Raw genomic sequence first — 13,599 nt, 5'->3', positions numbered from 1 at the left:
CACGAAAAAGCGGTCCGTCACATGCCGTAACCCGCCTCACAGTGGAAAGGCTAGACTGCCGCGGTTCGGCGTTCCGCATCGGCGCCGGCAACACCGATGGTCCAGACATAGGGCGGTTCCGTGGCGTTGACCTCCCAGTCGCCGACGATCCGCGACTTGTAGATGAACGGGTTGTGCGTGGCCACGGTCCGGGCGTTGCGCCAGTGCCGGTCCAGCGCTTTCCCCGTGCTGGTCGACGAGGCACCCAGCACATTGAACAGGGCTCCCGCCGCGTCGGGCACCAGAGCGCTCAGCACAATCTGCGCCTGGCCGGATTCAAGTTCGATGGCGATGTTGGCCGCCTTTTCGGCGTCGTCGTTCTGCAATCTTGAAGCGAAGACCCGGTCGAGGGTCTGAGCTACGCGCAGGGTGGTGGCTTCCGCGGCGTAGGCCTTGGCGCTGATTTCGCCGACAACCTGCAGAATCTGGGCGTCGTTGCGCACCAGCGGGGCGTTGCCATGGCCGAAGACGCGCTTCCGCTCGCGCACGTTCGCCGCGACGTCGGTGACCACGGCCTTGGCGATGCCGGCCAGGCTGACCAGCAGGATGTGCTGGTAGAGGGCGGTCTGGTAGGGGAAGCGGTCGGCGAAGGCGGAGACGTTGGCGGGGCCCACTTCGGCGTCGGTGAACACCGTGGTCCCGCTGCCCGTGAGCCGCTGGCCGAAGCCGTCCCAGTCGTCGAAGGTCTCCACGCCGGCGGTCTTGGTGGAAATGATGACGGAGACGTCGGTGCCGTCAGGGCGTTTGGCCGTCACGTCGATCCAGTCGGCGAAGATGGTGCCGGTGGTGTAGAACTTGCGCCCGTTCAGCACGAGCTTGCCGCCGGCCTCGTCCAGCACAGTGCCGGTGCCGCCGACGCCCGGCTCGGTCCACGCGTTGCCGGCCAGCTGGCCGTTGGCGAAGCGCTGCAGCCAGACGCTGCGGTCTTCGCGGTGGTGGTGGTAGAGGTGTTCTTCCGTCAGGGCGATGTGCGCGCGCAGGGCCTGCGGGATGTTGCTGTCGGCCGCGGCAAGCTCGATGAGCAGCTGGGTGAATTCTTCCCAGTTCAGGCCGTCCCCGCCGAATTCCGCGGGGATGCGGGCGGCGCCGAAGCCGGCTTCCTTCAGCCAGCCGATTTGCTCGAACGGCAGTTCCCTGGCCTGTTCACGGTCCAGTGCACCGGCGGCGATGCGGGCGAAGATCGGCCGGTACTTGGCGGCGGCCGTTGCGAATACGTTATCGGACATGATGTGCTCCTGGGGCAGAGGCTCCCGCCTGCCTGCGGCGCGCAACAACCACGTAGATTCGAGGTAAGGGGACGCAGCCGGGAGGGGGCCGTACTTGCCGGACACGGTTTGTGCGCGGCCAGATCCTCATCTGGGGCACCCCACTACGGGAGAGGGTTGCCGCCCAACCAGCCAGAGCTTGTCGTTGGGACTCTTGATCTTGGAGTTCAGTATGCCGAGGAGCCGGGCTCCCCGAAACAAAGATGAAGTTATGTGAATGCGGGGCTACAAACCGAGGTACGGCGCCTCGATTTTCGGGCAGGTATCCATCACGACGTCGAGCCCGGCGGCCTTGGCCCGTTCCGCCGCGGCTTCGTCGATCACGCCGAGCTGCAGCCACACGGCCTTCGCCCCGACCTCAATCGCCTGGTCCACCACAGGCCCGACCTTGTGCGAGTTCACAAAGCAGTTCACCACGTCGATCTCGCCGGGAATCTCCGCCAGCTTCTTGTACCCCTTCTGCCCGTGGACGTCGTCGCCCTTGAGGCTGACCGGAATGATCTCCATGCCCAACCGGTCCATCATGTAGCGGGACACACTCAGCGCCACGCGACGCGGGTTGTTGGAGAGGCCTACCACGGCCCAGCGCGCCGGGGTGCTCAGGAGCCGCTTGATGACTTCGGGATCATTCTGATGCGCCATGCCGCCAGCCTACCTGCGTCACATTCACTCGGGAATGCCAGGCCGCGGTAGGCGGACTTGCGCCGGCAACTCCAAATGCCATTTAGTGGGAGGACCCATCCCGAGCGGCCGAGAGACCTGGATCGATGAAGCCGCAGCAACCCGCCCCCTTGCACAAGCCGTCAGGCTGACCACGGGCAACGGTGCTACTGCCAGGACCGATGGAAAGGAACTCCACCATGTCCTCAAACACCGACCACATCCGCGTCACCCACGCCGGTTCGTTGCCGCGGACGCCGGAGCTGCTGGCCGCCAACGAGTCCAAGGATGCCAACGGAATTACCCCGGAATTCCTGGACCTGCTCGAAACTTCGGTGATCGACGTCGTCGCCCGCCAGCGGAACCTGGGCATCGATATACCGAACGACGGCGAGTACGGGCACGCCATGGCGAGCTCCGTTGATTACGGCGCCTGGTGGAACTACTCCTTCGCGCGCCTGGGCGGACTGGAGCCGACCAATGTGGACCGCTGGGCCGATGCCGAAGTGCGCCGCTCCTCCCCCGGCAACATTGTGCTCACATCCTTCCCGGACCGGCGCGACCGGCAGAAGTTCAATGACGCCTACAACGATCCGTCGTCGGGCATTCTGGCGCACCGCAAGTCCGTCACGCAGCCGAAGATCGCCGGGCCGCTGACCTACACCGGGCATGACCTGGTGCAGTCGGATGCAACCAACCTGAAGAAGGGCCTCGACGCCGCCGGGCTGTCCGAGGGTTTCGTGGCCGCGCTGTCCCCGGGCTCCTGCGCCCGCGTGGCCAATGAGTACTACAAGACGGACGAAGAGCTGCTGTACGCCTGCGCCGATGCCATGCGTGAGGAATACAAAGCGATTATCGACGCCGGCCTGACGGTCCAGCTCGATGACCCGTCCCTGGCGGAGAGCTGGGACCAGATCAACCCGGAGCCCAGTCTGGAGGACTACCTGAAGTTCATCCAACTGCGCGTCGAGGCCACCAAATGGGCGCTGCGCGACCTGCCGCAGGAGCAGATCCGGCTGCACGTCTGCTGGGGCTCCTGGCACGGCCCGCACACGACCGACATCCCGTTCGCGGACATCATCGATTCCGTGCTGCAGATCAACGCCGGCGCGTATTCCTTCGAGGCCGCCAATGTCCGGCACGAGCACGAGTGGCGCATCTGGGAAGACACCAAGCTGCCCGAGGGCAAGTCCATCATTCCCGGCGTGGTCTCCCATGCGACCAACGTCGTCGAGCATCCCGAACTGGTGGCGGACCGGATTGAGCGCTTCGCCCGCCTGGTGGGCCGCGAAAACGTCATCGCCTCCACCGACTGCGGCCTGGGCGGACGCGTGCACCCGCAGATCGCGATCGCCAAGCTCGAGGCGCTGGGCCAGGGCGCGGAGCTCGCCACCAAGCGCCTCTGGAAGTAGTCTCCCCGGCAATCTGCGCGGCTGCCTCCCGCTGGCTGCTGTCTCTCATTGACTGTGCAGATAATGCCCTTTTGCCCACGGGGAAAGGGCATTATCTGCACAGTAGACGGCGGTTAGGGCCAAGGGTGGACGGCGGTTAGGGCCCGGGGCGCAGCTTTTGTTACGCGGGATTGTTACAGCCGCCTTGCCGAATGGGTCCTGCGTGCAGTTTAGTTGGCCTTGACCATCCCGAGCGGCCGAGAGACCTGGATCGATGAAGCCGCAGCAACCCTGGTCGTTGGAAACCTCCCCTGGTTCCCGGCGATAACGAGGTGACAAGCCACGGGAACGGCTAAGCGAAAGCTGCGCCGCAAGGCTTGATCCGTAGGGTGCTACTGCCAGGATCGATGGAGTGATCTTTCATGACTGCAGTAATCCCGTCCGCGCGGCCGACGGCCCCTTCCAGCCCGGACTCTTCCAGCAGCACGGCCGTTGACCCGGCTTACGATGCCTCGGCCTTGCCTGTTTCCTTCCGCGGGCTGCGCCGCACCTTCGGCACCGGGAACGCTGCCCACACCGTGCTCCGCGACATCAACTTTGACGTCCGGCGTGGTGAAGTCCTCGCCATCCTCGGTCCAAGCGGCTGTGGCAAGTCAACCCTGCTGCGCGCCGCAGCCGGCCTCGACGCCCCCAGCGCCGGCTCCGTGGACATCGACGGCACGCCGGTCCAGGGCATCGATGCGCGCTGCGCCTTCGCCTTTCAGGAACCGCGGCTGCTGCCCTGGCACACGCTGCAGGCCAACGTGGCCATCGGCCTGCCCACCGGCACCAGCGCGAAGCAGGGCAAGTCCAAGGTCGCCCGCCTGCTGGAGCTGGTGGGGCTGGACAAGTTCGCCAAGCACCGGCCGCGCGAGGTCTCCGGCGGCATGGCCCAGCGCGCCTCGCTGGCCCGAGCCCTCGCCCGTAACCCCGGCGTGCTGCTGCTCGATGAGCCCTTCGGCGCCTTGGATGCGCTGACCCGGATCAAGATGCAGGACCTGCTGCTGGACGTCCACGCCGCCGAACCGACCACCGTCCTGCTGGTCACGCACGACGTCGACGAAGCCCTGCAGCTGGCCGACCGGATCATCGTGCTGGGCAAGGAAACCGGCAAAGAGCACGACGGCGCCACCATCGTGCGTACCGTCGATGTCCCCGGCGACCGCCCGCGTGACCGTGGTTCCGTGGAGCTGGCCCGAATGCGCAGCTCCCTGCTGGCCAGCCTCGGCGTCGACGGCCACTAACGCCGTCCGGCTGGTGCGGCGGCCGGTTGCGCCGTCGTACTCCCCTGTTTTCCCCTGAGCTATGCCGGGTCCGTTGCGGCCCGTTTACCCCCGTGTTCCGCGGATCGTCTCCTGTTCCGCACTACTTTTGAAGGATCAATCATGTCGCTTGCCAGCCGCTTTTCCCGCCGTTCCCTCTTCGGAGCGGCCGCCGTCGCCGCCTCCGCCTCCCTGGCCCTGACCGGCTGCGTGGCCGGCGAGGATTCCGAAGCCACTGCCGCTGCGGGAGCCGCCGGCGACGGTGTCCTGAACATCGATTTCGCCACCTACAACCCGCTGAGCCTGATCATCAAGGAAAAGGGCTGGCTCGAAGCGACGCTGGCCGAGGACGGCGTTGAGGTCAACTGGATCCAGTCCGCCGGTTCCAACAAGGCCAACGAGGCGCTGCGTTCGGGCGCCGTCGACGTTGGGTCCACCGCCGGTTCCGCCGCGCTGCTGGCCCGCGCCAACGGTTCGCCGATCAAGACCATCGACCTTTACTCGCAGCCGGAGTGGTCCGCCTTGGTGGCGCTGCCGGAGTCCGGCATCGAGAAGGTCGAAGACCTCAAGGGCAAGTCCGTGGCCGCCACCAAGGGCACGGATCCGTACTTCTTCCTGTTGCAGTCCCTCGAGGAGGCCGGGCTGACCCCGGAGGACGTGACCGTGCAGAACCTGCAGCACGCCGACGGCTGGAGCGCACTGAACAACGGCTCTGTGGACGCCTGGTCCGGTCTGGATCCGATCATGGCCGGCGCCGAGCAGGAGGGCGCGGAGCTGTTCTACCGGAACCTCGACTTCAACACCTACGGCTTCTTGAACGCCACCGAGTCCTTCCTCGAAGAAGAGCCGGAGCTGGCGCAGACCGTGGTCAACGCGTATGAGAAGGCGCGCGTCTGGGCCGCCGAGAACCCGGAAGAGACCGCGCAGATCCTCGCCGACGTGGCCGGACTGGACCTTGAGGTAGCCACCACGGTGATCACCGAGCGCAGCAACCTCGACGTCGATCCGGCGCCGGGTGAAGTGCAGCGCGCGGTGCTGGAGAAGATTGGCCCGGCCTTCGTCGAAACCGGCGACGTGGCCAGCCAGAAGCAGATCGACGACGCCGTCGACACGCTGCTCGTAGACTCGCTGGTGCTCAAGGCTGATCCGTCAGCCATCAAGGAATCCTGATGACACACATCGGGAATCCGGGAGCCACCGGCAACAGCGTTATCGCCACCAGTAAAGAAGGCCTCGAGGCTACTGGCGTGACGATAACAACCGCAGGCGCAGCTCAGCCGGGTCCGGCCGGTCCTTCATCGGACCGTTCCCCGGCAAACGGATGGTCCCCGGCCGGGGTACTGGACAATGGCTGGGCGCGCCTGTTCCTTGGACTGCTCATTCCCGGCGCGCTCATCGCGGCCTGGCAGTGGAGCACGTCCGCTGGCCTCTTCAGCGTGGTGCAGCTGCCGCCGCCGGCCATGGTCTTCGAGGCCGCGGCCGACCTGATCCAGCGCGGCGAACTCGCAACGCATATTGCGATCTCGACGCAGCGCGTGCTGATCGGCTTCGCCTTCGGCGCCGCCCTGGGCCTGGCCTTCGGCGCGCTTGTGGGCCTCTCCCGCTGGGCCGACGTCCTGCTGGCGCCGCTGATCGGTGCCCTGCGTGCGGTCCCGTCCCTGGCGTGGGTCCCGCTGCTGATCCTGTGGATGAAGATCGGCGAGGACTCCAAGGTCACGCTGATCCTGATCGGCGCCTTCTTCCCCGTCTTCACCACGGTGTCGCTGGCGCTGCGCCACGTGGACCGCAACCTGGTGGAAGCGGGCCGCGCCTTCGGGCTCAAGGGTCTGAAACTGCTGACCACGGTGCAGCTTCCCGCCGTCGTTCCTTCGGTCTTTTCCGGACTTCGGCTCGCGCTGGCGCAGGCGTGGCTGTTCCTGGTGGCGGCGGAACTGATCGCGTCCTCGATGGGACTGGGCTTCCTGCTGACGGACTCACAGAATAATGGCCGCACGGACCGGTTGCTGCTGGCGATCGTCCTGCTGGCCGTGATTGGAAAGATAACCGACGCGCTCCTCGGAGTCGCAGAGAAATGGGCAGTAAAACGATGGGCATAAACGTAGCCGAAACCGCCGCCGCACAGACCTCCGCACCGGAGCTTCCGGCCACCGACTGGGCCGAGCCGCAGACCGAGGCCGAGCGCCTCGCCTTCTGGGAGGCGGCCGCCCGGCGCCTGGACTGGGCCGAGCCTTGGCACACCGCGCACTCTTCCACCCCGGTGGATACCGAGTCGCGCCGTGGACCGGAGCTGCGCTGGTTCGACGGCGGCAAGCTCAACGCCGCCTACAACTGCGCGGACCGCCATGTGGAGGCCGGCCGCGGCGACAAGGTGGCCCTGCATTTCGAGGGCGAGCCCGGCGACCGCCGCACCGTCACCTACGCGGACCTGCAGCGCGAGGTTTCCAAGGCGGCCAACGCGCTGCTGGCCCTGGGCATCACCAAGGGCGACCGCGTGGTCATCTACCTGCCGGTGATCGTCGAGACGGTGGTCATCACGCTGGCCTGCGCCCGAATCGGCGCCGTGCACTCGCTGGTCTTCGGCGGCTTCTCCTCCGAGGCACTGAAGTTCCGCGTCGAGGACACCCGCGCCAAACTGCTGGTCACCACGGACGGCCAGTTCCGCCGCGGCCAGGCCGTCCCGGTCAAGGCCAACGCGGATGAAGCCGTTGCCGGCGACAACGCGATCGAGCACGTGCTGGTGATCAACCGGACCGGCCACACCGACATCAACTGGGTGGAGGGCCGCGACGTCTGGTGGCACGACGTCGTCGACACCGCCTCCGAGGTCCATGAGCCGGAGGCATTCGACGCCGAGACGCCGCTGTTCATCATGTACACCTCCGGCACCACCGGCCAGCCGAAGGGCCTGGTCCACACCACCGGCGGCTACCTGACGCAGGCCTCCTTCAGCCACGAGTACCTGTTCAGCAACCCGGATCCGGCCCAGCGCGACGGCGACGTCCACTGGTGCACGGCGGACCTGGCCTGGGTCACCGCGCACACCTACGAGATCTACGGCCCGCTCTCCAACGGCGTCACCCAGGTCATCTTCGAGGGCACGCCCAACACCCCGCACCCGGGCCGCCACTTCGAGATCATCCAGCGCTACGGCGTGACCAGCTACTACACGGCGCCCACGCTGGTGCGCTCCCTGATGGGCTGGTTCCCGGACGGCATCCCCGCCGACTACGACCTCAGCTCCATCCGCCTGTGCGGCACGGTGGGCGAGGCCGTGAACCCCGAGGCCTGGCGCTGGCTGCGCACCCAGGTCGGCCGCGACTCGCTGACCGGAGATCCGGCCTCGGGCGTTCCCATGGTGGACACCTGGTGGCAGTCCGAAACCGGCGCGACCATCCTCTCCCCGCGCCAGACGGACGCGTCCTTCAAGCCGGGGTGCGCCACCCGCGCGCTGCCCGGCGTGGCCACCGACATTGTCGACGACGCCGGTAAGCGCGTAGGCGCGAACGTGCAGGGCAACATCGTGGTCACCAAGACGGGCCCCTCGATGGCGCGAACCGTGTGGGGCAATCCCGAGCGCTACTTCACCTCCTACTGGGAGAAGTACGCGGACCAGGGCTGGTTCCTGGCCGGCGACGGCGCGCGGTTCGACGACGACGGCGACACCTGGATCCTCGGCCGCACCGATGACGTGATCAACATTTCCGGCCACCGTTTGTCCACCATCGAGATCGAGTCCGCCTTGGTCTCGCACCCGGCGGTGGTGGAGGCCGGCGTGTGCCCCACGTTTGACGCGAAGACCGGCCACGCGGCCACCGCGTTCGTGGTGCCGGCGGACAAGTCGCTGATCGCTGCATCCACGGCCGCCGAGCCGACGGCTGAGCAGGCTGCGGCCGCTGCCGAGTTGCGCGCGCATGTTGCGACCCAGATCGGGCCGATCGCCAAGCCGCGCGAGATCGTGTTTGTCCCGGACGTGCCCAAGACCCGGTCCGGCAAGATCATGCGGCGCCTGCTGACCCAGCTGTTCGAGGGCAGCACGTTGGGCGACACCACGAGCCTGCAGAATGAGCCCTGCATCGCGGACATCAAGGAGATCTGCGAGGCGCGGTAGCCCGGCCCGGGGGCCGGCACCGCAGCCGGACCCCTCGGCCCTGCCCTGCCCCCGCTGCCATGCCCCCGCCCTGCGCTGCCCTGTACCGGCCCCACGCCCCGCTGTCCTGCCCGCGCCCTGCTGCCCTTCCCGCGCCCTGCTCGAGCCCATGTTTTGAAGGGGGCATCTGCATCATGCCCAGTCACAGCGTCGGCAGGTTCCAGAACATGGACCGTTAGGCCTGAACTTGGGCTCGAGCATCCATCGATCGCGCATAACTCGCCTCAGGCCACTCGACGAACTGCCGTTTTTACCTCTGCCACGACTTTCTCCGGCGTAAATACCAGGTCCTCGTACAGATAGCGCAAAGTAGGATAGCCGCTCAGGACGCCGGCGTTGTTCCGCTTCCGGTCGTTTCGAAAGGATGCCCGGTCCCAGTGAAAGTCGAAGCCGTCCAACTCGACGATGAGGCATCGCTCGACAATCATGTCAACGCGTCCAAGCCCTCGGATCCGCACCTGCGTTTCTACATGAAGTCCTGCCGTACGGAACAGATCCCGGGCAATGACTTCAAGCGGTGAATCGGCATCGTCCCCGATGCCCTTGACCACTGCCCGGCGGACACCGTTCCGTTTACCCGGTAAGAGTTCCAACAGCTGTTCCCGGGTTACTGCTTGCCGGCGCACTGCCGACTCCGCAATCACCAGTGCTTCCAGCCGGGGACGGCAACGAATGGCGTGGAGGACGCAGTCAAGGACTGCGACGTAATTGCCCGGGCCTCGCTCGCCCAACAACTGGCCACGGTGTTTGACGAAGGGGCCGGGGTGCCGGCCGTTGTGTGTCCACACATGCACTTGGCTCGGATTCTTAATGGTCCACAAGCCGAGCTCCTTGGCGGCTGAGACACAGGTGAGCAACCCGCCCGGCATCAGCGCAGACCGTAGAACCGGGTCGGCATTTGGCGTTCCGACGAGGCCCCTCCTCAGCGCAACAATGTCCCCCTGGGCGATGGCTGCCCTGATGCGGTAAGACCCGAAGCCTGCCTTGACCAAGTCCGCGACCTGGAGCGTACCCCCGTACCGTGCCACATACTCTGCGATGGGATCCAAGTTCTGCATAGTCAAGAGGATGTCCAAACATGCAGTTCCACGGCCAGAGCCTCTTCGAAGCTGTGGAAAACATTGTTGATATCCAGCACACTCGGCAAACTCCCGGGAGAACGCAATGCGGCTAAATATTCTTGGCCGCCGCCCGTAACAGTTGCGAGAATAGTCGGGACCATCCCGAGCGGCCGAGAGATCTGGCTCTTTGACGCCGCAGCAACCATCCGGACTCCACCGGAGAGGTGCTACCGCCAGAAGCGATGGAGAGAGCGCAAGCAATCTTTGATCCGGATGGCGCAAGGCTGTCCGGCCTGGCGCCCGACGGATCGTCATTGCCCGGGATTCCCGCACATCGCGCCGCGGCGCAGACTTTGAAGGAATTCGCCATGAGCACCAACACCTCGGTCAGCCAGGTAGCTGATCTCGAAACCCCGCTGAAATTCGCCTACTGGGTCCCGAACGTTTCCGGCGGCCTGGTGGTCTCCACCATTGAACAGCGCACCAGCTGGGACTTCGACTACAACAAGAAGCTGGCCCGGATCGCCGAGAACTCCGGCTTCGAATATGCCCTGACGCAGACCCGCTACGCCGCCAGCTACGGCGCGGACAAGCAGCACGAGGCCACCAGCTTCTCGCTGGCCCTGCTCGGCGCCACCGAAAAGCTCAAGGTTATCTCCGCCGTCCACCCGGGCATGTGGCATCCCGGCGTGCTGGCCAAGTTCATCATTACGGCGGACCACATTTCCGGCGGCCGCGCGGCCGTCAACGTTGTGTCCGGCTGGCTCAAGGACGAGTTCGTGAACTTCGGACTGGAGTGGCTCGAGCATGACGAGCGCTACGTCCGCACCGAGGAGTTCATCCGGGTGCTGCGCGGCCTGTGGACCGAGCAGGAGTACTCGCAGTCCGGCAAGTACTACAACATCAACAACTTCACCCTGAACCCGGCGCCGCTGGACGTCCCGGGCCGGGCGCACCCGGAGATCTTCTTCGGCGGCAACTCCACCGCCGCCCAGGCCGCCGCCGGCCGCACCGCCGACTGGTACTTCTCCAACGGCAAGGACCTGGCGGGCTTCGAGGACAACATCTCCGGCGTCACGGCCGCCGCAGCCGCCGTCGGCCGCACCCCGAAGTTCGGCCTGAACGGCTTCGTCATCGCCCGCGACACCGAAGCCGAGGCGAAGGACACGCTGCGCGAGATCGTGGCCAAGGCGCACCGCCCCGCCGTCGAAGGTTTCCGCGCCGCGGTCCAGGAAGCCGGCGCCTCCACCAAGGACGGCAAGGGCATGTGGGCCGATTCGAGCTACGAGGACCTGGTCCAGTACAACGATGGCTTCAAGACAGGACTTATAGGTACGCCGGAGCAGATTGCCCAACGTATCGTGGACTTCAAGAAGATCGGCGTGAACCTGATGCTGACCTGCTACCTGCATTTCCAGGAAGAGGTCGAGGCCTTTGGCCGCAACGTCCTGCCGATCGTCCGCGAACTCGAGGCAGACCTGGCCCGCAAGAACGGTACTGAGCTGAACACGGACCTGCTGCCCGAAACCAACTTTGAAGGAGCCACGCTTTAATGGCTGAACGCACATTCGGCTTCCGCACCCGTGCCCTGCATGCGGGTGGAACTCCCGACGCCGAGCACGGTGCCCGCGCCGTACCGATCTACCAGTCCACGTCCTTCGTCTTCAAGGACACCGACGACGCCGCCAACCTCTTCGCGCTGCAGAAGTACGGCAACATCTACTCGCGGATCGGCAACCCCACGGTGGCCGCGTTCGAGGAGCGGATCGCCTCGCTCGAAGGCGGCATCGGCGCCGTCGCCACGTCCTCCGGCATGGCGGCGGAATTCATCACCTTCGCCGCGCTGACCGGAGCCGGGGACCACATTGTGGCCTCTTCCAAGCTCTACGGCGGGACGATCACGCAGCTCGATGTCACCCTGCGCCGCTTCGGTGTAGAGACCACGTTCATCGACAGCAATGATCCGGCCGATTTCGCCGCAGCAGTGCAGGAGAACACGAAGGCCGTCTACACGGAGATCGTCGCCAACCCGTCCGGCGACATTGCCGATCTCGAGGGCCTGGCCACGGTAGCGCACGACGCCGGGATCCCCCTGATCGTCGACGCCACCTTGAGCACGCCGTACCTGATCCGTCCGATCGAGCACGGCGCGGACATCGTCATCCACTCGGCCACCAAGTTCCTGGGCGGCCACGGCACTACGCTGGGCGGCGTCGTTGTCGAAAGCGGTCTTTTCAACTGGGGCAACGGCAAGTTCCCGCAGATGACGGAGCCGGTACCCTCGTACGGCAATGTCTCCTGGTGGGGCAACTTCGGCGAGTACGGCTTCCTGACCAAGCTCCGCTCGGAGCAGCTGCGCGACATCGGGCCGTCGCTGTCGGCGCAGTCCGCGTTCCAGCTGCTGCAGGGCGTGGAGACCCTGCCGCAGCGGATGGACGAGCACCTGAAGAACGCCCGCCGGGTTGCCGAATGGCTCGAGGCGGACGAGCGCGTCTCCTGGGTCAACTATGCGGGCCTGCCCTCGCACCCGCACCACGAGCGCGGCCGGAAGTACCTCCCGCAGGGCGTCGGATCGGTATTCTCCTTCGGGGTCAAGGGCGGCCGCGTTGCCGGACAGAAGTTCATCGAGTCCCTGCAGCTGGCCTCCCACCTTGCCAATATCGGCGACGCGCGGACCCTGGTCCTGCACCCGGGCTCGACCACGCACCAGCAGCTGACCGGTGAACAGCTGCTGGCCGCCGGTGTGCCCGAGGACCTGATCCGCATTTCCGTGGGTCTCGAAGACGTCGAGGACATCCTGTGGGACCTGGACCAGGCCCTGGCCGAGTCCCAGCATGCCGGCGCCGAGCACGGCCCCAGCCGCGACCATGAAGACGACGTGTTCGACACCTCCGAGTTCGCGTCACCGTCCTACGCCGGAGAGTCCTGCACCGTTCCGGCGGCCCGCAGCGCGCACACCGAACCGGGCACGCGCGTGGTCGAGTCGGTCGAGGATCTCGTCGAAGCCGAAGAAGGAGCTGCCAAGTGAGCGTATCCGCGCCAGAGCGCAAGTGGGTCGGGCCGTCCGCACCGGAGCGCCTGAACATCCTGCGCAACACCAAGACCATCGCCATTGTCGGTGCTTCGGACAAGCCGAGCCGGGCCAGCTACTTCGTGGCCACGTACCTGCTCTCCTCGAGCAAGTACAAGGTCTACTTTGTGAACCCGGTAGCCAAGGAGATCCTGGGCCAGCCGGTTTACGCCTCGCTGGCGGATCTGCCCGAGGTCCCGGACCTGGTGGAGGTTTTCCGCAAACACGATGACCTCCCCGGCGTGCTGGATGAGTCCATCGCCGTGGGCGCAAAGACCATCTGGCTCCAGCTCGGCTCCTGGCACGAGGAAGTCGCGGCCAAAGCCGAGGCTGCCGGGCTCAATGTGGTCATGGACCGCTGCGTCAAGATTGAGCACGCACGCTTCCATGGCGGCCTGCACCTGGCAGGTTTCGATACCGGAGTCATCTCCTCGAAACGCCAGCTGACAGCCTGATTAACCCATCTGGAGGGGGCAAGCGGTGCCTATGGCAACCGTTTGCCCCCTCTGCTTTTCCCTACAATCCAACCCTAAAGGCACTCATCCCCTTATTTAGGGGATGCCGCAGACCCCCCATCTCTAGGTTTTTACCAAGGTCCTGCCTCGACGATTAACTCCGGCCCATTAACAATCGATGAAGTCAGCGTCGACTGATGAGCCGCTAAT

11 protein-coding genes and 3 riboswitches are annotated in these 13,599 nt (G+C 65.9%); of the genes, 8 read left to right on the top strand and 3 right to left on the bottom strand.

Going from position 1 to position 13,599, the window contains the following annotated elements:
* Window positions 1-50: 50 nt before the first annotated feature.
* Complete coding sequence (locus AC20117_RS08400; RefSeq protein ID WP_074700116.1) at window positions 51-1,265, bottom strand: acyl-CoA dehydrogenase family protein; 1,215 nt, start codon at window positions 1,263-1,265, stop codon at window positions 51-53.
* A gap of 85 nt (window positions 1,266-1,350) precedes the next feature.
* Window positions 1,351-1,464: riboswitch (SAM riboswitch) on the bottom strand.
* A gap of 65 nt (window positions 1,465-1,529) precedes the next feature.
* A complete protein-coding gene (locus AC20117_RS08395) occupies window positions 1,530-1,946 on the bottom strand; it encodes a CoA-binding protein (protein ID WP_074700117.1) in 417 nt (138 codons plus the stop codon).
* A gap of 92 nt (window positions 1,947-2,038) precedes the next feature.
* Window positions 2,039-2,153: riboswitch (SAM riboswitch) on the top strand.
* Between the two features lie 11 nt (window positions 2,154-2,164).
* Between AC20117_RS08395 and AC20117_RS08390 the strand changes: the two genes are divergently transcribed.
* The 5 genes from AC20117_RS08390 (at window position 2,165) to acs (ending at window position 8,764) form a co-directional block, all read left to right on the top strand.
* The gene (locus AC20117_RS08390) at window positions 2,165-3,376 is read left to right on the top strand and encodes a cobalamin-independent methionine synthase II family protein (RefSeq protein ID WP_074700118.1); all 1,212 of its coding nucleotides are present in this window, start codon (window positions 2,165-2,167) and stop codon (window positions 3,374-3,376) included.
* Between the two features lie 401 nt (window positions 3,377-3,777).
* Window positions 3,778-4,638, top strand: a complete 861-nt coding sequence (locus AC20117_RS08385) for an ABC transporter ATP-binding protein (protein ID WP_083339661.1) — start codon at window positions 3,778-3,780, stop codon at window positions 4,636-4,638.
* A 141-nt stretch (window positions 4,639-4,779) separates the two neighbouring features.
* Complete coding sequence (locus AC20117_RS08380; protein ID WP_074700119.1) at window positions 4,780-5,826, top strand: aliphatic sulfonate ABC transporter substrate-binding protein; 1,047 nt, start codon at window positions 4,780-4,782, stop codon at window positions 5,824-5,826.
* Window positions 5,826-6,752, top strand: coding sequence for an ABC transporter permease (locus AC20117_RS08375; RefSeq protein WP_236777475.1), 927 nt, complete (start codon window positions 5,826-5,828; stop codon window positions 6,750-6,752). Before AC20117_RS08380 ends, AC20117_RS08375 begins: the two co-directional genes overlap by 1 nt.
* A complete protein-coding gene (acs, locus tag AC20117_RS08370; protein ID WP_074700120.1) occupies window positions 6,728-8,764 on the top strand; it encodes an acetate--CoA ligase in 2,037 nt (678 codons plus the stop codon). The genes AC20117_RS08375 and acs overlap by 25 nt, the downstream gene beginning before the upstream one ends.
* A 263-nt stretch (window positions 8,765-9,027) precedes the next feature.
* Here the strand turns inward: acs and AC20117_RS08365 are convergent, their stop codons facing one another.
* Window positions 9,028-9,861, bottom strand: coding sequence for a hypothetical protein (locus AC20117_RS08365; RefSeq protein ID WP_139186760.1), 834 nt, complete (start codon window positions 9,859-9,861; stop codon window positions 9,028-9,030).
* A 157-nt stretch (window positions 9,862-10,018) separates the two neighbouring features.
* A riboswitch (SAM riboswitch) is annotated at window positions 10,019-10,113 on the top strand.
* 119 nt (window positions 10,114-10,232) lie between these two features.
* On the opposite strand from AC20117_RS08365, the gene sfnG reads away from it, so the two are divergent.
* Genes sfnG through AC20117_RS08350 form a run of 3 tightly spaced genes read left to right on the top strand, consistent with a single transcriptional unit; the run spans window position 10,233 to window position 13,389 of the window.
* Window positions 10,233-11,417: a dimethylsulfone monooxygenase SfnG gene (gene sfnG, locus AC20117_RS08360; RefSeq protein WP_074700121.1), complete on the top strand. Its 1,185-nt coding sequence runs from the start codon at window positions 10,233-10,235 to the stop codon at window positions 11,415-11,417.
* Entirely contained in the window at window positions 11,417-12,892 is a 1,476-nt protein-coding gene (locus AC20117_RS08355; RefSeq protein ID WP_236777474.1) for an O-acetylhomoserine aminocarboxypropyltransferase/cysteine synthase family protein, read from the top strand. Before sfnG ends, AC20117_RS08355 begins: the two co-directional genes overlap by 1 nt.
* Entirely contained in the window at window positions 12,889-13,389 is a 501-nt protein-coding gene (locus tag AC20117_RS08350; protein WP_074700122.1) for a CoA-binding protein, read from the top strand. The genes AC20117_RS08355 and AC20117_RS08350 overlap by 4 nt, the downstream gene beginning before the upstream one ends.
* Window positions 13,390-13,599: the final 210 nt, after the last annotated feature.

Origin of the sequence: Arthrobacter crystallopoietes (assembly GCF_002849715.1) — a bacterium.
Classification (GTDB): Bacteria; Actinomycetota; Actinomycetes; order Actinomycetales; family Micrococcaceae; genus Crystallibacter; species Crystallibacter crystallopoietes.
Note: the sequence above shows the minus strand (reverse complement) of the source record. Positions and strands in the feature narration are given on the sequence as shown.